Source organism: Alteriqipengyuania lutimaris (genome assembly GCF_003363135.1).
GTDB classification, from domain to species: Bacteria; Pseudomonadota; Alphaproteobacteria; order Sphingomonadales; family Sphingomonadaceae; genus Alteriqipengyuania; species Alteriqipengyuania lutimaris.
The window spans coordinates 59,115-75,479 of the sequence record NZ_QRBB01000001.1 but is presented as its reverse complement, the minus strand read 5'-3'; the positions used below and the strand labels follow the sequence as shown (position 1 = coordinate 75,479).

17 protein-coding genes are annotated in these 16,365 nt (G+C 65.4%); 5 read left to right on the top strand and 12 right to left on the bottom strand.

What is annotated here, in order from left to right:
- Positions 1-2: 2 nt before the first annotated feature.
- The gene (locus DL238_RS00340) at positions 3-347 is read right to left on the bottom strand and encodes a DUF962 domain-containing protein (protein WP_115490450.1); all 345 of its coding nucleotides are present in this window, start codon (positions 345-347) and stop codon (positions 3-5) included.
- 160 nt (positions 348-507) lie between these two features.
- On the opposite strand from DL238_RS00340, the gene DL238_RS00335 reads away from it, so the two are divergent.
- Together DL238_RS00335 and DL238_RS00330 are read left to right on the top strand one after the other, a co-directional pair.
- Positions 508-1,584, top strand: coding sequence for a PAS domain-containing protein (locus DL238_RS00335; RefSeq protein WP_115490449.1), 1,077 nt, complete (start codon positions 508-510; stop codon positions 1,582-1,584).
- The gene (locus DL238_RS00330) at positions 1,581-1,967 is read left to right on the top strand and encodes a response regulator (protein ID WP_115490448.1); all 387 of its coding nucleotides are present in this window, start codon (positions 1,581-1,583) and stop codon (positions 1,965-1,967) included. Before DL238_RS00335 ends, DL238_RS00330 begins: the two co-directional genes overlap by 4 nt.
- Positions 1,968-2,040: 73 nt before the next feature.
- Here the strand turns inward: DL238_RS00330 and DL238_RS00325 are convergent, their stop codons facing one another.
- Complete coding sequence (locus DL238_RS00325; RefSeq protein WP_325048425.1) at positions 2,041-3,459, bottom strand: S41 family peptidase; 1,419 nt, start codon at positions 3,457-3,459, stop codon at positions 2,041-2,043.
- Positions 3,460-3,659: 200 nt separating this feature from the next.
- Between DL238_RS00325 and DL238_RS00320 the strand changes: the two genes are divergently transcribed.
- A complete protein-coding gene (locus tag DL238_RS00320) occupies positions 3,660-4,238 on the top strand; it encodes a YbhB/YbcL family Raf kinase inhibitor-like protein (protein ID WP_115490446.1) in 579 nt (192 codons plus the stop codon).
- On the opposite strand, the gene DL238_RS00315 is transcribed toward DL238_RS00320, so the two are convergent.
- Together DL238_RS00315 and DL238_RS00310 are read right to left on the bottom strand one after the other, a co-directional pair.
- Positions 4,235-4,636 (bottom strand): DoxX family protein, encoded by a 402-nt coding sequence (locus DL238_RS00315; protein WP_115490445.1) that lies wholly within the window; start codon positions 4,634-4,636, stop codon positions 4,235-4,237. The two genes, DL238_RS00320 and DL238_RS00315, sit on opposite strands and share 4 nt — an antisense overlap.
- 10 nt (positions 4,637-4,646) lie before the next feature.
- A complete protein-coding gene (locus DL238_RS00310) occupies positions 4,647-5,084 on the bottom strand; it encodes a cupin domain-containing protein (RefSeq protein WP_115490444.1) in 438 nt (145 codons plus the stop codon).
- A 124-nt stretch (positions 5,085-5,208) separates the two neighbouring features.
- Between DL238_RS00310 and DL238_RS00305 the strand changes: the two genes are divergently transcribed.
- The gene (locus tag DL238_RS00305) at positions 5,209-6,480 is read left to right on the top strand and encodes a dipeptidase (RefSeq protein WP_115490443.1); all 1,272 of its coding nucleotides are present in this window, start codon (positions 5,209-5,211) and stop codon (positions 6,478-6,480) included.
- A gap of 21 nt (positions 6,481-6,501) precedes the next feature.
- Here the strand turns inward: DL238_RS00305 and DL238_RS00300 are convergent, their stop codons facing one another.
- From DL238_RS00300 to dapD, 4 genes are all read right to left on the bottom strand, one after another.
- Positions 6,502-6,693: a DUF3008 family protein gene (locus DL238_RS00300; RefSeq protein ID WP_115490442.1), complete on the bottom strand. Its 192-nt coding sequence runs from the start codon at positions 6,691-6,693 to the stop codon at positions 6,502-6,504.
- Positions 6,694-6,703: 10 nt separating this feature from the next.
- A complete protein-coding gene (locus DL238_RS00295) occupies positions 6,704-6,934 on the bottom strand; it encodes a hypervirulence associated TUDOR domain-containing protein (protein WP_115490441.1) in 231 nt (76 codons plus the stop codon).
- Positions 6,935-7,009: 75 nt separating this feature from the next.
- On the bottom strand, positions 7,010-7,318 hold the full coding sequence (locus DL238_RS00290; protein ID WP_115490440.1) for a hypothetical protein: 309 nt from the start codon (positions 7,316-7,318) through the stop codon (positions 7,010-7,012).
- A gap of 72 nt (positions 7,319-7,390) precedes the next feature.
- Positions 7,391-8,212: a 2,3,4,5-tetrahydropyridine-2,6-dicarboxylate N-succinyltransferase gene (dapD, locus tag DL238_RS00285; protein ID WP_115490439.1), complete on the bottom strand. Its 822-nt coding sequence runs from the start codon at positions 8,210-8,212 to the stop codon at positions 7,391-7,393.
- 249 nt (positions 8,213-8,461) lie between these two features.
- Here dapD and DL238_RS00280 point away from each other — a divergent pair, with 249 nt between their 5' ends.
- A complete protein-coding gene (locus DL238_RS00280) occupies positions 8,462-10,870 on the top strand; it encodes a S8 family peptidase (RefSeq protein WP_181883768.1) in 2,409 nt (802 codons plus the stop codon).
- 4 nt (positions 10,871-10,874) lie between these two features.
- Here the strand turns inward: DL238_RS00280 and DL238_RS00275 are convergent, their stop codons facing one another.
- From DL238_RS00275 to DL238_RS00260, 4 genes are all read right to left on the bottom strand, one after another.
- A complete protein-coding gene (locus DL238_RS00275) occupies positions 10,875-11,945 on the bottom strand; it encodes a phosphotransferase family protein (protein ID WP_115490438.1) in 1,071 nt (356 codons plus the stop codon).
- A gap of 227 nt (positions 11,946-12,172) precedes the next feature.
- Positions 12,173-13,258: a Zn-dependent alcohol dehydrogenase gene (locus tag DL238_RS00270; protein ID WP_115490437.1), complete on the bottom strand. Its 1,086-nt coding sequence runs from the start codon at positions 13,256-13,258 to the stop codon at positions 12,173-12,175.
- A gap of 164 nt (positions 13,259-13,422) precedes the next feature.
- Positions 13,423-14,739: an acyl-CoA dehydrogenase family protein gene (locus DL238_RS00265; RefSeq protein WP_115490436.1), complete on the bottom strand. Its 1,317-nt coding sequence runs from the start codon at positions 14,737-14,739 to the stop codon at positions 13,423-13,425.
- A gap of 80 nt (positions 14,740-14,819) precedes the next feature.
- Positions 14,820-16,271 carry an MFS transporter gene (locus tag DL238_RS00260; protein ID WP_115490435.1) on the bottom strand — a complete coding sequence of 484 codons (1,452 nt, stop codon included), beginning with the start codon at positions 16,269-16,271 and terminating at the stop codon, positions 14,820-14,822.
- Positions 16,272-16,365 lie beyond the last annotated feature (94 nt).

The following is a 16,365-nucleotide window of genomic DNA, read 5'->3' as shown; positions in this document are numbered from 1 at the left end:
GCCTAGCTTGCACGGTCCTTCACTCCGGCGCGCTCGAGCTCTGGGCCCAGACGACCCGACACCCACATGAAAAACATCCGGAAGTCGGCGGCGAGGCTCCAGAGCGGATAGGTGAAAGTGGCCGGGCGATTCCGCTCGACCCGGAAATGCGCGATCCACGCGAAGAAATAGCCTGCGACGGGCAAAGCCAGCAGCAGCCACCAGGTCCGGGTCACCACGGCGACGATCGCGAGCGCGATCACGAGGGCGGTGCCGATATAGTGCAGCCGCCGGGTGGCCGGGCGGCTGTGCTCCCGCAGGTAGAAAGGCCAGAATTCCCGGAAGGTCTTATAGGCGCGGGTGTCCATCGGTTGCTCCTTCGTGATTGCCTTGGACGTGCGGTCCGGGCGCGCTGTCCCGAAATGCGACCGATGCCAGGATCCTCCGGAACGAGTGCCGATCATGACCGTTCAGCGAACTAATGTTAATCCCCCGATGGGGGCTGAAACCTGATTCAATTGGATTTTTATGGCTGATCGACTGGACGGGTATAGCCAGGCTTCCTCAAGCGACCCGGGGGCGCGCCCGCGACGCGACATGAAGGACGTCGGGCAGGAAGACCGTTTTTCCGATTCTTCCGGCGTCCTCTTCGAACAGGCCATGGCGCAAACGCGCATGGCTGTGTGCCTGAGCGATCCCCACAAGCACGATCAGCCGATCGTCTTTGCCAATCGCGCCTTCCGTCGCCTCACCGGCTACGACGAGGAAGAGATTCTCGGTCGGAACTGCCGGTTTCTGCAGGGGACCAAGACCGATCCGAAGGCGGTCGCGAAAGTGCGTGAGGCGATCGAAAACGAAGACGTCATCGTGGTCGAGCTGCTTAACTACCGCAAGGACGGCACGCCCTTCTGGAATGCGCTGCATCTCGGCCCGATCTACGATTCAAAGGGCAACCTGATCTATTTCTTCGGCAGCCAGTGGGACGTGTCCGACGTCCGCGCCGCCCGTGCGGAGGAGCGGCACGCGCGCGAGATGGCGCGCGAATTGTCGCACCGGATGAAGAACATGTTCTCCGTCATCTCGGGCATCGTGAATGTCATGGGCCGGGTCCGTGGCGTCGAGAGCGAGGCGGCCGAGATCAACAGCCGTATCCAGGCGCTGGGCCGCGCTTACGAAACCACACTGGACGAAGCTTCGGTCGGCCTGATCGACTTGGGCCCTGCGGTGAAGGCCATTCTCGTTCCCTACGATGTGGGGGACCGGCTGCGTTTTCTCGGCAATGGCGCGCAAGTGCCATTTTCGGCCATGTCGCTCATCGGGCTTGTGCTGCACGAACTGGCGGCCAATGCCACGCGTTTCGGAGCATGGGCCGAAGGAGCGGATGGTCAGGTGAGCCTCGACTGGCAACGCGATGGAAGCGACGTGGTGCTGACATGGGTCGAAACGGGCGGGCCCGAAGTCGATGGTCCGCCTCAAGACACGGGCACCGGCGCGACCATCATGAACCGCATGGTCGCCGCGGCGCGGGGAACGATAGAACGCACTTGGAAACCCGAGGGCTTGCATGCCGTCCTGAGGGTGCCGATCGAGGGGGAACGCGCATGACCGACGGGTGTCGCATCCTGTTGCTGGACGATGAGCCGCTGATTCTGATGGACCTCGAATTCGCGGCGGAGGACCAAGAATGTCAGCCGCTCACCGCGACCAATGTGAAGGAAGCGATGGCGCATATCGAAGCGCAGGGCGGTGTAAGCTGTGCCGTTCTCGACGTGACGCTGCGCGACGGGGAGACCTGCATGCCGGTCGCGCGCGAGCTGGAAAAGCGCGACATTCCCTACCTGCTGCATTCGGGCGATCTTAATCGCCAGGAAGGCACGCTCGCGGCGCTGAACGCGCAACTGATCGCCAAGCCCGCCTGTTCGCAGCGTGTGGTGGAGACCGCCCTCGCGCTCGCATCCACCCCGCCGGCGCAGGCGAAAGCCAACTGAGGTAAGCGTTGTTCTTTCGCGTGGTGCCCAGGTCGAAGGGCACCGCCGGGCAGCTACCCGGCGGCACGTATTTCTAGAACAGTCCCGGAACCTGGTGCTGTGCGGCGCTCCTGCGAACGAGGGGCGCTTGCAGCGTACGGATATTCGGCCCGCTCTGGGCGCGCTGGTTTCCGCTCGCGGTGATCGGGTTGCAGGTGCCCCCGCGCAGGAAAGTCAGGGCCGTCGCGGTCGAGTCCTCACTGGTCGACCCGAGCTGCGACAGGAAATCGTCGGGCGCGGCGCAGGTGCGTTGGTAGACTTCGGCAAGACCATTATAGTAGTCGCCCTGGTCGTTCGAGTTGACGACGCGGAACGCCAGCACGCGCAGGCGATCATCGCATGTCGGCCGGTCGCGCGCGATCTGTCCCGAAGGCTTGCCGAAGGTGTTGCTGCCGACGAGTGCGGTATTGTTGCCCAGATAGGGTATGAAGGCATTGCCCACCAGTTCGCTCGCCGACGCAGTCGAGCCTGTGCCGATCAGCGCGATCTTGGTGGCGGCGATCGCCTCCGGCTGGGTTTCGAACAACTCGGTCGTATTGTTACTGGCCAGCGATGCGCGGAAAATCGTTGAACTGAATTCCTGCCCCACCTTGTCGGCGCCAAGCAGATCGCCAAGCAGCTCGCCGACCGAAACAAGGCCGCCGCCGTTGTAGCGGAAGTCGAGGATCACCTCGGTAATCCCCTGCTGGCGGAATTCGCCGATCGCATCGCGAAGCTGGTCGCCGGCGTTCTGGATGATGAATGTGCGCAGATTGATGTAGCCGACTTGGGTGCCGTTGTTGTCGATCACCTGCGCCCCGTAACGATCCGAGATCGGATCGAGCGCATATTCGGCCTTGCTAACGCTGACGCTGCTTTGCGTATTGTCAGGCTGCCGGATCGTAAAGCTGCGGGTTACCCCCGGATCACTCGGACCCAGTGCTGCGCTGAAGTTGGCCGGGCCACCATTGGCGAGCAAGTCTGCCGTCGACGTTCCTCCGACCGAGAGAATCTCGGTCCCGCGGTCGAAGCCGCGCGGGTAGGCTGGGGCGTTTTCGAAGGATTCAAGAACGAAGACCCGGCCATTCACCGTATCGTAACCCAGCCGGAAGCCGAAGCCTGCCGAAGAGCCCGAATTGATGAGCTCGTTCTCTTCCTCGATCGAGGTGATGTAGGTGAAGAACCGATCGCGGCCGGTAGCGCGCGCGGGGGCTACCAGTGCGTCGATATAGGATTGTACGTCGCTGTAGTTGGACGGGTTAACGCTCGTGTCGAGCAGGTCGGGGAAGAGATAGAACTGCTGCAGCTGATCGAGCACCCAGGCCTGGCGATCGGCCACCGAACATGCCGTGGGCGTGGGTGTAGGCGTGGGGCTCGGCGTCGGGGCCCCTTGCGTGGGCGGCGGCGTGTTGCCGCCATTGCTTCCACCGCCTCCCCCGCAGGCGACCAGTGCTCCGGCAATGGCGAGACTCAAAGAAATGCGACCGACGGACATTGGTTTTCCCCCTCAAACCTTTGAGGTTGAACATATTCTGGGCGCGTCGGTTTTGTCCATGCCCATTTGGGCGAAACCCTGTCGGTGTTGCGCGATCGCTTCGGATGGATGGACTGACCCTTACATCGCAGCGCGCAAACGCCTAGAAACCGGGACAAGACAAGGAGATTCGAGAGACCATGACCGACTGGCTTACCGCCGTTCTGCCCGCTTCCAGCCCCGCCAACTCGAAGCTGGCCATTGCCCGCTACGCGAAGCGCGAACTAATCGGCCGCGACGGCTTCACGCTTTCCAGCCCCGCCTTCCGGCAGGGGGAGGAACTGGACCCGTGCTTCACCGCGGATGAGGAAGACGCGGTCGCCCCGCCGCTCGAATGGACCGCGCCGCCCAAAGGGGCTGAAGACATGGTGCTGGTGGTCGAAGATGCGAGCGGCGAGGATCCGACGTGCCACTGGCTCGTCTGGGGGCTCGCTCCGCAGCACGGCAAACTTCTGGAGGGCGAGGCTCCGCCGCGCACGGGCAAGAACGACCAGGGCAATTCGGACTGGCTGCTGCCCAAGGTCGATCCGAAGGGCGAGCCGCACAGGTTCGTGTTCCAGCTCTTTGCGCTCGACCTGCCGATCGCGCTGATGCCGGGCGCCGGCAAGCCGGAGCTCTTCGCGGCGATGGAAGGCCACGTGATTGCGGCGAGCGTTCTGACCGCCACTTATAGCGGATCCGAGGGCGACGATTTCGCCGACCTGGAGCCGGAGGGCTAGACGCGACTTCCAAAAGGCCAGTCGATCACCCGGCCCGCCCAGAGCGCGGCCCATATGATGATCGGCTGCGCCACCATCCGGGGCCCGTGATAGGCCAGCCCGAGGCCACCGGCCGGATTGCCGAGATCGTCGATCAGGTGCTGGATATTGGCGGGCCAGACGCACAAGGCGTAGAGCGCGAGTCCGATCGCGGCGGCGCGGCGCAGCGGCTGGGAAATGCTTTGCGCAAGACCGATCGCACCCACGATTTCCGCTACTCCGGTCCAGAAGACGACGTGCTTGGGAAAGGGAACGAAGGCAGGCATGATGCCGAGGAAAGGATCCGGCGCGGCGATATGCATCACCCCGGCCGCGACGTAGGCAACGACCAGGAACCAGCGGATTGCGCTGCGGATCATCGCTCTGGCTTCAGGCGCGCCTGGGGGCCCAGCCCGGCGGAGCGAGTTCGAAACCATCGAATTCGAACCCCGGCGCGACGACACAGGAGACAAATGCATAGCCGTTGGGCCCGGCCAGCGGCTTGGCCGCCTGCCACTGCCCCTGCGGGACGACACCCTGCCACAAGGTGAGATCGCCTTCCCGGTCGCCGAGGACCATCGTCTCGACCGCTGCGTCTTCATCCGCCGCGATCCGCAGCGCGAGCGGGTCGCCCGCGTGCCAAAGCCACAATTCGTCGGCGTCGACGCGATGCCAGTGCGATGCCTGCTCGGCTTCGAGCAGGAAGTGGATCATGGTCGCTGTCGCACGGCCACCTTTCTCGGATGCACGGAATGTTTCGCGATACCACCCACCTTCGGGATGGGGGGCGAGGTCATGGGCGTCGATAAGGGCGCGTGCGTCGGTCATAGCGGATCGATAGAAGAGGGAGACACGATACGATAGGGCCAGCTTTGGTCTCCCTCGCTTCCCTTTTGGTGCCGAGGCGGTATGCCTTGCGCAGCCCGCAATCCGGACCCGAAAGGATCACAATATGCCGCGTCGTTTTGCCACCATCGCCTTTGGTGCCACGGCTCTCGCCTGCACCATCGCCGCTCCGCTCAGCGCGCAGACGCCCGAAGAGGTGGCCGAGGCCGCGCTGGAGGCGGCGCCGGTGTGGGATGGGCACAACGACGTACCGATCCAGCTGCGCAGCCGGTTCGGCAACGAGATCGGCGCATTCGATTTCGAGCATACCGGCCATACCAAGACCGACGAGCGCGCCCAGATGCAGACCGACATCGCGCGGCTGAGGGCGGGCAAGGTCGGTGCGCAATGGTGGTCTGTCTATGTCCCCGCCTCGCTCGACGAGCCCGAGGCGGTGCAGATGACGATTGAGCAGATCGACGTGACCAAGCGCCTGATCGCGCGCTATCCGGGCGAAATGTCGCTGGCGCTGACGGCGGACGATGTCGCGGCGGCGGTCGCCGAGGGGCGGATCGCGGGCCTGCTCGGCATGGAAGGTGGACATTCGATCGGATCGAGCCTCGCCGTGCTGCGCCAGATGTACGATCTGGGTGCACGCTACATGACGCTGACGCACAGCAAGAACACGCCGTGGGCGGACAGCTCCACCGATGCGCCCGAGCATGGCGGGCTGACCGATTTCGGCAAGGATCTGGTGCGCGAGATGAACCGGATCGGCATGGTCGTCGACCTCAGCCATGTGTCCGAGGCGACGATGATGGACGCGCTCGACGTAGCGCAGGCGCCGGTGATCTTCAGCCACTCCTCCGCGCGCGCGATCAACGGACACGCACGCAACGTGCCCGACAGCGTCTTGCGGCGCCTGGCGGGCAACGGCGGGATCGTGATGGTCACGGCGGTGCCCGGCTTCCTGAGCGAAGAGGCGCGCCTGTGGAACGCCAATCGCGAAGCCGAGGAGGCCAGGCTGGAAGCATTATGGCAAGGGCAGCCCGATGCAGTGGTCGCAGGCCTTGCGGCGTGGGACGAGGCGAACCCCTATCCTCCCGCCAACATCGGCGACATGGCGGACCATATTGATCATGTCCGTGACGTAGCCGGGATCGATGCGATCGGCATCGGCGGTGACTATGACGGCATCCCCTTCGCGCCCGACGGGCTGGAGGATGTCTCGACCTATCCCGCGCTGTTCACCGAGCTGGCGCGACGCGGCTATAGCCAGACTGACCTCGAAAAGATCAGCTTCGGCAACATGATGCGGGTGATGCGCGCGGTGGAAGGGGCAAGCACGGCGATGGCCGCGGTGCCGCCCTACGAATATCCGGCTGGTGAAGAACGCTAGGCTGGGGGCCTGGCCGACGGCCTAGTCGTCGTCGGCTTCCTCGGGCAGATCGTCGCGATCGGTCGATGCCATTTCCTCGAGCTCGTCTTCGGACATGCTCTCGTACATGCCGACCGATGCGCCCTGCAGATCGGACTTCTTCGTCTCCCCACGCTTTGCGGAGAGCGCGGCGCCTGCCGCCTGCTGTTGCTTCTTGGATTTCGCCTTGGGCATAGCCTGAGCCTTACGTGTCCTGTGCCTCGATTTCGGAGCCGAGCTTGAGGACCTCGTCACCATCATCCTGCTTGATGAGGTAGGCGGGATTGTCCTCGCTGCCCTGGCGGGTGATCTCGCTGCCTTGCAGCGTGCGGGTCACCTCGCGTTCGAACCGTTCCTTGATCTGGCCCTTGGCCGTGCCGTTGCCCCAGTCCCACTGCACATACTGATCGCTCTGAAAGCTGTTCGACTTGCTCACGGGACGGGGGCTCCTTGGTTGGGAAAGGTTCGTCAGCCCTTAAATCTCTTTGCGTTCAGCAGGTTCCATATCTGCTTATAGCTCGGGACCGTCTTCACCTTCTGCTTCGCTTTCCGAGAAGCCTTCATCGCCGAGATCCTCTTCGAGAACCACGCCATCGGTACCGTCGCCTTCATCCTCGGAGGTCGCCTCCATCGTGCCAGCGACCGTTGCCTCTTCCTCGGCATCGCCCTGCATGAGAGCCGGAATGATCCAGATCAGCGACATCGCAACGACCGCGAGCACGAGGCCTACGCCGAGGACCCAGCGAACGACGCCCTCCTTGCTGCCACCGCTCACGTCTTCCTCGTCGATGTGAATTTCGTCGTGATTATTATCAGCCATGTTCTGTTTTCCTTTCCCGTCCACCGCTCGTTCCAAACGGTTCGCCTGCGCCGCAGTTCCGGCAGACCGAGCCTAGTCGCGCAGCAATTCGTTGATACCGGTCTTCTCGCGCGTCTGCGCATCGACCGTTTTCACGATCACCGCGCAGGCGAGCGAGGGCCCGCCATCCTGCGCGGGCATCGTGCCGGGCACCACCACCGAGTAGGGCGGGATCGACCCGCGCAACACTTCGCCGGTTTCGCGCACGACGATCTTGGTCGACTGCGTGATGAAGACGCCCATCGCCACGACGCTGCCTTCGCCCACGACGACCCCCTCGACGATTTCGGAACGCGCGCCGATGAAGCAGTTGTCGCCGATGATCGTCGGGTTGGCCTGCAAAGGCTCGAGCACGCCGCCGATCCCGGCGCCTGCCGAGATGTGGCAGCCTGCGCCGATCTGCGCGCAGCTGCCTACGCTCGACCATGTGTCGAGCATCGTTCCGTCGCCGACATAGGCGCCGATATTGGTGAAGCTGGGCATCAGCACGCAGTTCTTGCCGATATGGCTGCCACGCCGCACGATTGCCCCGGGCACCACGCGGAAGCCCGCTTCGCGAAAGCGTTCTTCGCCCCAGCCGCCGAACTTGCTGGGCACCTTGTCGAAGGCTGGCGAGCCGACCGCGCCATCCATCAGCTTGTTGTCGGATAGCCGGAAGGACAGCAGCACGGCCTTCTTGAGCCATTGGTTAACGGTCCAGCCGCCATTCCCGTCGGGCTCGGCAATGCGCGCACTGCCCTTGTCCAGCTGGGTGATCGCGGCCTCCACCGCTTCGCGCAGGGTAGCATCGCCGGTGTCGAGAGTGTCGCGACTGTCCCAGGCCTGTTCGATTACCTGCCGATAGTCGTCACTCATTCCCGGATCTCCCATTCATTTTCGCGCACCGTCGGTGCGCCATGTATCGATGCGCATCGTGCTAGCCGCGCTCCGGCGGCTTCACAAGCCGCACCGATGCAGGGACTTGGCTGGCCGCTGGCGGTTCGGCCGCTTCCGGCTATGCTTCGCTCGCATGGGGGCAGATTCGATATTCAGCGGGTATTTACCCGCGCGGTTTAGCGGTGGGCGATTGTTCAACGGTTTCCGCAATTTCAGAGGGTTGTCACGATGAAGCGTCCGCACCGCTCGTTCTGGAACACAGGCGCGGCGCTTGGGGCCATTGCCTTGCTCAGCGCATGCTCGGGCGGATCGGGCGGGGGCGGGCCGATCGACCGGACACCGGTTCCTGCGCCCGCTCCGGTTCCTTCGCCGACACCGACACCCGCACCCGCCCCCGCCCCCGCCCCTGCGCCAACACCCACACCCACACCGCCGAGCTTCAACACTGGGGAAGTCCGCCGCTCCACCGGCCCGCAATTCCACAATGCGATCACGCCATGGCGGCAGGGCGTCACGGGGAGCGGGGCGGCGATCGCGATCATCGACACCGGTATCGACATCGACAGCCCGGAATTCGCGGGCCGCATCTTGCCCGCCTCGCGCGATGTCGCGAGCGATCGCGGCGTCGATGCGGTGGACGATCACGGCACGAACGTCGCCCTGATCGCGGCCGCCGCGCTCGACGGGACGGGCGTCGTCGGCCTCGCTTACGACGCCAGCCTGATCGTGCTGCGGGCCGACCAGCCGGGCAGCTGCACTCCGGACGAAACAGATGCGGACCTTGCCGGCTGCAGCTTCACCGACCGGGCTATCGCCCGCGGCATCGACGATGCAGTCGCGGCCGATGCGCGTGTCGTCAACCTCAGCCTTGGTGGATCGAGGCCGAGCCAGGCCCTGCTCGCTGCGATCGACAGGGCGACCCGCGCCGGCGTCGTCGTCGTCGTCGCTGCGGGCAACGACGGAGAGACCGACGATCCGGCGATCGATCCCGACAATCCCGATCCCTTTGCGACCGGCATCCTTGGCCGGGGCAATGGTGCGGTGATCATCGTCGGTTCGGTCGATGACAACGGCCAGATTTCCGGTTTCAGCAACCGCGCCGGCAATGCGGCGTCGGGGTACCTTACAGCGCGGGGCGAGCGGCTGTGCTGCGTCTACGATAACGGCACGCTGCAAGTGACCGAAGAAAACGGATCGCGTTTCGTCACGCTGTTCTCGGGCACCAGCTTCGCGACCCCGCAGGTGGCGGGCGCGGTGGCCTTGCTCGCGCAGGCCTTCCCCAACCTGACGGGGCAGGACATCGTTGAGATCCTGCTCCAGACCGCACGCGATGCGGGCGAGGGGGGGACGGACGCAACCTACGGGCGCGGCATTCTCGACCTGATCGAGGCGTTTTCGCCGCAGGGCACCACGCGCATGCCGGGGGCGCAGGACGCCGTTTCGCTGGCGAACGATATCGCGATCGCCTCGGCCCCGATGGGCAACGCGCTGCAAGGGGCATCGCTGCCCGGCATCCTGCTCGACAAGTATGACCGCGCCTATCTCTACGAGCTCGGCTCGCGCACCCGAATGGCGAGCGCGGAGCCCCTGCTGCACGGCGCCGCGCGTACCGGGTTGCGCAGGGTTGCCGTCGGCAGTCCGAAGGTAGCGCTGGCCTTTACGCTGCAGCAGCGGGGGCAGGCAGGCGGCGACCCCGCGATCGCTCCGCTGGAGCTGACCCGCGCGCAGGGCGAGGCGGCGCGGGTGCTGGCCGCGCGGGTCGCGATGCGGATCGCGCCCGACACGCAGCTCGGCTTCGCTTTCGCGGAGGGGCCGGACGGTCTTGCCGTCCAGATGCAGGGCCGCGACCGGCCCGCTTTCCTGGTGTCGCGCGGCGGTGCCGACGATCTCGGCTTCGTCCACCGCGACCGGCAGGGTGTGGCCATGCGGCGCGACCTCGGACCTTTCGGCGTCACGCTGACCGCGAGCCGGGGCGAGGCGCTGACCGGTGCGCTGCGCGAGGCAAGCGACTTCATCGGCGAGCGGCGGGAGGGCTATGGCTTCATCCGGCTCGGCGCGGTGGCGGATCGCAGCTTGGGGCCGCTCGACCTCACGCTGGGCGCACAGTGGCTGCGCGAGGAGCGCACCGTGCTCGGCGCCTACCTGCACGACAGCTTCGGAGCCCGCGGTGCCGACAGCGTGTTCGTCAACGGCACCGCCGCGATCGATGCGGGCGAGGGCTGGCGGCTGGGCGGCGAGGGCCGGATGGGGCTTACCCGTGCCATCGCGGGCGGGCGGATCGCCGATGGTTCGCGGTGGCGCAGCCTCTCCTTCGCATTCGATGCGAGCAAGCGCGGTGTCGTGGAGCCGGACGACCGGCTCGGCCTGCGCCTGTCCTCGCCGCTGCGCGTGACCGGGGGCGGGCTGCTGATCGACATGCCGGTCAGCTACGATTACGCGACCCGGAGCGCGGGTTTCGCGCTGCGCCACCTCTCGCTCGCGCCCGACGGGCGGGAGGTGATGGGCGAGCTGGCGTGGAGCGGGCGGGTCTCCGACGGCCTGCTCGCCGCCAGCCTGTTCTACCGCAGCGAGCCCGGCCACCAGCGCCTCGCCCCCGACGATGGGGGCTTCATCCTGCGCTGGAGCCGGGGGTTCTAGCGGATCAGTCCATCCCCGCGCGCTTGGCGAAGGCGTAGGCGGACTGCGTCAGCGGGCGCACGCGCTCGCTCATCTTCTTCGCGTGGGCCGAGGATGCCGTGCCGTCGATAACACGCTTCTTGATGCCCTGGATGATGCCGGCGAACTTGAACAGGTTGAAGGCGAAGTACCAGTCCATGTCGGGCACGGGGTAGCCGGTGCGCTCGACATAGCGCTGCGTCGCTTCCTCCGCGCTCGGGATGCCGAGCGCCTCGAGGTCATGTCCGCCGAGCCCGGCGCGCCCGTCGGACGGGTTGTGCCAGTTGAGCATGAAATAGCTGAAGTCCGCGATCGGATCGCCGAGCGTCGACAACTCCCAGTCGAGCACCGCTGCGACGCTGTTTTCCTCCGCGCGGAAGATCAGATTGTCGAGCCGGTAGTCGCCGTGGACGATGCCGCTTGCGTGCTGGGCGGGCACGGTTTCGGGAAGCCACGCTATCAGCGCTTCCATCTCCGGAATCTCTTCGGTTTCGGAAAGCTTGTACTGCTTGGTCCAGCGGGCGATCTGGCGGGCGCAGTAATCCTGCGGCTTGCCGTAATCGCCAAGGCCCATCTTGTTCGGGTCGGTTGTGTGCAGGTCCGCCAGCGTGTCGATCATCGCGTGGTAGATCTCGCCGCGCTGATCCTTCGTGGAATCGGGCAGCGCGCCATTCCACAGGTTGCGCCCCTCGATCAGTTCCATGACGAAGAACTTGGAGCCGATCACGTCGGTGTCTTCGCACAGGCCGAAGGTGCGCGGCACCGGAAAGCCCGTGGGGCCGAGCGCGGTCATCACCTTGTATTCGCGGTCGACCGCGTGGGCCGATGGCAGCAGCTTGCCGAAAGGCTGGCGGCGCAGCACGTAATTGCGCGACGCGGTCTGCACCTTGTAGGTCGGGTTCGACTGGCCACCCTTGAACTTCGAGAGTTCGAGCGGCCCCGCGAAATCTTCGACGTTGCTTTCGAACCACGCGGTCAGCGCCGCCTCGTCGAGCCTGTCGCCCTCGGGCACGTCGACCGTGCCGACCATTTCCTTCTCGTAATCGATCGTGCTCATGCTCTCGTTCCCTGCAACCTCTCCTGCCGGTGGTGGCACACGCACCCCCCCATTATTCGAAAATCCCGCGCCACGCTTCCGCCCCGGTTTCCCGCCGCGCAAAGCGAGTCTGCGCGGGCCGGGGTGTCACCTTCCATTATTCATCGCAGCGGCCGCCGTATCCTTCCATTCGCTCCGAAGGTGTAACGCTTGCCCCGCGCGTAGGACAGACGCCGCCTTTTGCTCGCTCAGTCGAACATAACGATGCTGCGGGCAGAGTAGCCCTCGCGAAGCTTGTCGAACCCGGCATTGATATCTTCCAGCCCGATCCTCTCGGCGATCAGCGTATCGAGGTCGAGCAAGCCGCGCAGGTAGAAATCGACGAGGCGCGGCAGGTCGACCGGGAAGTGGTTCATCCCCATGATCGCGCCGATCAGCTTCTTGCCGCCCAGCAGGTCGAGCGCGCCAAGACCCACCTTGCAGTCGAGCGGCATCATGCCGAGGATCACCGCGGTGCCGCCACGGCGAAGCGACGCGACTGCGAGGTCCGCCGAGGCCTGACGACCCACCGCCTCGATCCCGTAATGCACGCCGCCGCCGCTGAGCTTGACGATCTGCGTCGCCGCATCCTCCGCCAGCGCGTCCACCGTGTGCGTCGCGCCCAGCGTTTCGGCAAGCGCGCGCTTTTCGGGCAGCGGGTCGGCGGCGATGATCATCCCCGCGCCCGCGATCTTCGCGGCGTTGATCGCCGCAAGGCCCACGCCGCCGCAGCCGATCACCGCCACGGTTTCGCCCGGGGTCAGCTTGACCGCATTGAAGATCGTGCCGGCCCCGGTCGTCACCGCGCAGCCGAGCACGGCAGCGCGGTCGAACGGCATGTCCTTGTCGATCGCGACGCAGGCATGTTCGTGGATCAGCATCTGTTCGGCGAAGGCCGACAGGTTGAGCAGCTGGTGGACCGGCGCACCGTCCTTCGACAGGCGGGGCGCTGCATCCTTCGCGCGGCGCGTGCCCTGGCCGAGGCACAGGGCCATGCGCCCGGTGACGCAAAATTCGCACTGGCCGCAGAAGGCGGAAAGGCACGAGACGACATGGTCGCCCGGCTTCACCATGGTCACCTCGCTGCCGACCGCGCGGACGACGCCGGCGGCCTCGTGCCCCGGGATCAGCGGGAGCTGGTGCGGATACTTGCCGTCGATGAAGTGCAGGTCCGAATGGCACAACCCGCACGCCTTGGTGTCGATCAGGATCTCGTGCGGGGCGGGATCGGCGATGTCGATATCGCCGATCACCATCGGTTCGCCGGGCTTTTCGAGAATTGCTGCTTTGGTCATTTTTCTTCCTGCTTCAACCGCTCGCCCTGAGCCTGTCGAAGGACTGTCCTTCTTTATGCCAAGGTTTTCGCAGAAGAAGGACGATGCTTCGACAAGCTCAGCATGAGCGGGATGGGTTGGGTCGAGTGCTCCCGATTATCTGGTCGCGCCCACGTCACCGCTGCTCATCGAGCGCCCGCGCTGCCCGCGCTTGCCGACATCGCGTTCGATCCCTTGAGGCTGGCGACCATCTCGTCCTCGTTCGGCGCGTGGCGAGCGAATTCCATGCGCGCGATGGAGCGTGCATGGACCTCGTCCGGACCATCGGCCAGCCTGAGAGTACGTTGATGGGCGTAGGCCTGCGCGAGGCCGAAATCGTCGGACACGCCCGCGCCGCCATGCGCCTGGATCGCATCGTCGATGATCCGCAGCGCCATGTTCGGCGCGGCGACCTTGATCATCGCGATTTCCTGCTTGGCGGCCTTGTTGCCGACCTTGTCCATCATGTCGGCCGCCTTGAGGCACAGGAGGCGCGTCATCTCGATGTCGATGCGGGCCTGCGCCACGCGCTGCTCCCAGATCGAGTGCTTGTAGATCGGTTTGCCGAAGGCTTCGCGCGCCTGCAGGCGCTTGCACATCTTCTCCAGCGCTTCCTCGGCCACGCCGATGGTGCGCATGCAGTGGTGGATGCGGCCCGGCCCGAGGCGCCCTTGCGCGATCTCGAATCCGCGCCCTTCGCCCAGCAGCATCGCCGAGGCGGGCACGCGCACGTTCTTGAGCGTGATTTCCATGTGGCCGTGCGGCGCGTCGTCGTAGCCGAAGACGGGCAGGTAGCGGTCGATCGTCACGCCTTCGGCATCCAGCGGCATCAGGATCATCGACTGCTGCTGGTGGCGATTGGCGGAGGTGTCGCTCTTGCCCATCACGATGGCGACCTTGCAGCGCGGATCGCCCGCACCCGAGCTCCACCACTTGCGCCCGTTGATGACGTATTCGTCGCCTTCGCGGATGATCGAGGTCTCGATGTTCGTGGCATCCGAGCTGGCGACCTGCGGTTCGGTCATCAGGAATGCGCTACGGATTTCGCCCCCCATCAGCGGGGCGAGCCATTCGTCCTTCTGCTCGCGCGTGCCGTAGCGATGGAGAACTTCCATATTGCCGGTGTCGGGCGCGGAGCAGTTCATCGTCTCGCTGGCGAAGCCGATGCGGCCCAGTTCCTCGGCGACCATCGCGTATTCGAGGTTGGTGAGGCCGGGGCCTTCGAACTCGAAGCTCTCGTCCACATGGTGGTGGCTGTCGTTGCGCGGGGGCATGAAGAGGTTCCACAGGCCCTTGGCCTTGGCCTTCGCCTTCAGTTCCTCGACGATCGGCAGCACCTTCCAGCGTTCGCCCTCGGCATCCTGCGCCTTGTAGGTCGGCACGGCGGGGCGCACTTCCTTCTCGACGAAGTCGCGCACGCGGTCACGCCAGTGGCTCTGCCGTTCGGTCGGTTGGAAATCCATCTTCTGCCTCTCTTGTCGATTCTATGATGTCGGGGTGGGGCTTAGCGACCAGTGGGCCGCGCAAGCAATATTGGTGATGATCATGTCGCGGCGGCCTCGCGCTCGACCGTCTGCAAGCCTGCCGGGTCGCTGCCCGCAACGGGGCCGAGCGGGAATTTGCGGAACGCCCATGCCGCAGCGATGCCCAGCAGCACCGAGCTGACGGCATAGAACAGCGTCAGGCGCATGAGGATCGGCTGATCGATCGTCCCCGGCTGCGCGTTCTCGGGAAAGCCGACGAGTCCCAGGATCAGGCCCGACAAGAAGATGCCGACGCCCGAGATCGCTTTCTGGAGGAAGAAATATCCTGCGAAGAACAGCCCCTCGGTCTGCTTGCCGCTTTCATTGGCGGCATGATCGGTGACGTCCGCCATCATCGAGGTGGTGAACATCACCACCGATATCGCGGCGGTGTTTCCGACGAAAGTGAAGCTGTAGATGAAGGGCACCAGCCAGGGCGAGCCGTTCTCGGGCGCGATGCCGAGCAGCCGCGCCCAGTAGGGCACGGTCACGAAGGCGATGGCGACGAGGATGCAGATCGCCGCCGCCTTCTGCTTGCGCATTCGCCGCCCGATCGGCACCACCACCAGGAAGCTCGCTACCGCGCTCGCGAACAGGATGCCGGTGTAGCCGACGAAGGCGATGCTCGAGAATTCCCAGACGAAATCGTAGAGGTAGTTGGTGAGGGCAAAGGTGATGCCCTGGTTGGCATTGCCGAACAGCGCCGCCAGCATCAGCACGGTAAAGGGCCGGTACTTGAGCGTGGAGAGGATCTGGCCGATGCTCTCCGCCGTCTCCACCCGCCCCTCGACCGGGCGGGCGAGCTGCCGGTGGGTGCCGAGCGCGGAGGCGATGACGGACACGAACATGATCAGCGCGCCGATCAGCGCATAGGTGGGATAGCCCGCCGGGTTGAGCAGGCCGTTCTCGTATTCGGGCGTGTCCCCGAAGATCAGGCCATAGGCGATCGCCAGCATCAGCAGCCCGCCGCCCCAGCCGAACAGCAGGCGATAGCGCAGCACCACCGTGCGCTCGTGATAGTCGCCGGTGAGTTCGGGCAGCAGAGAGATCGACGGGACCTCGTAGGCGGACAGCGTCGCGCGGACGAGGAAGCCGACCACCAGCAGGTAGCCGAGCGTCGCGGTCGGGCCCGCTTCGGGCGGGTTCCACAGCAGCAGCCAAGCGAGCGCGATCGGCACTGCGGACCCGTACATCCACGGATGGCGGCGGCCGAAGCGGCTGCGAGTCCGGTCCGACAGGTTGCCGACCACCGGATCGACGAACGCGTCGAGCAGCAGCGCAACTCCGATCGTCGCGCCCACTTGCTCCGCCGGTAGCCCCACGACCTGGTTGTAGAACAGCAGCAGGAAGACGGAAAATCCGTTGTCCTTGATGCCGAAAGCGACCGTGCCGAAGCCGAATGCCAGCTTGGTGCGGATCGGCACCCGATGATCATGAACGGCGCTCGCCATCGTCTCTCCCAGCGTGCCCATGGCGACGCGTTTCTGTTCGCAACCTGACGCGCATCAATAGCGGACGCAAGCACGCATCTGCTTGCCGCTACGGCACGGCGGGCCAGCGAACTGG

Bases quoted from the DNA above. Each gene is read 5' to 3' on its own strand.
- DL238_RS00310 (WP_115490444.1), bottom strand. From the start codon at position 5,084: ATGACCGACGCACGCGCCCTTATCGACGCCCATGACCTCGCCCCCCAT.
- DL238_RS00300 (WP_115490442.1), bottom strand. From the start codon at position 6,693: ATGCCCAAGGCGAAATCCAAGAAGCAACAGCAGGCGGCAGGCGCCGCG.
- DL238_RS00335 (WP_115490449.1), top strand. From the start codon at position 508: ATGGCTGATCGACTGGACGGGTATAGCCAGGCTTCCTCAAGCGACCCG.
- DL238_RS00305 (WP_115490443.1), top strand. From the start codon at position 5,209: ATGCCGCGTCGTTTTGCCACCATCGCCTTTGGTGCCACGGCTCTCGCC.
- DL238_RS00275 (WP_115490438.1), bottom strand. From the start codon at position 11,945: ATGAGCACGATCGATTACGAGAAGGAAATGGTCGGCACGGTCGACGTG.
- DL238_RS00265 (WP_115490436.1), bottom strand. From the start codon at position 14,739: ATGGATTTCCAACCGACCGAACGGCAGAGCCACTGGCGTGACCGCGTG.
- DL238_RS00280 (WP_181883768.1), top strand. From the start codon at position 8,462: ATGAAGCGTCCGCACCGCTCGTTCTGGAACACAGGCGCGGCGCTTGGG.
- DL238_RS00315 (WP_115490445.1), bottom strand. From the start codon at position 4,636: ATGATCCGCAGCGCAATCCGCTGGTTCCTGGTCGTTGCCTACGTCGCG.
- DL238_RS00260 (WP_115490435.1), bottom strand. From the start codon at position 16,271: ATGGGCACGCTGGGAGAGACGATGGCGAGCGCCGTTCATGATCATCGG.
- DL238_RS00340 (WP_115490450.1), bottom strand. From the start codon at position 347: ATGGACACCCGCGCCTATAAGACCTTCCGGGAATTCTGGCCTTTCTAC.
- DL238_RS00320 (WP_115490446.1), top strand. From the start codon at position 3,660: ATGACCGACTGGCTTACCGCCGTTCTGCCCGCTTCCAGCCCCGCCAAC.
- dapD (WP_115490439.1), bottom strand. From the start codon at position 8,212: ATGAGTGACGACTATCGGCAGGTAATCGAACAGGCCTGGGACAGTCGC.
- DL238_RS00330 (WP_115490448.1), top strand. From the start codon at position 1,581: ATGACCGACGGGTGTCGCATCCTGTTGCTGGACGATGAGCCGCTGATT.
- DL238_RS00290 (WP_115490440.1), bottom strand. From the start codon at position 7,318: ATGGCTGATAATAATCACGACGAAATTCACATCGACGAGGAAGACGTG.
- DL238_RS00270 (WP_115490437.1), bottom strand. From the start codon at position 13,258: ATGACCAAAGCAGCAATTCTCGAAAAGCCCGGCGAACCGATGGTGATC.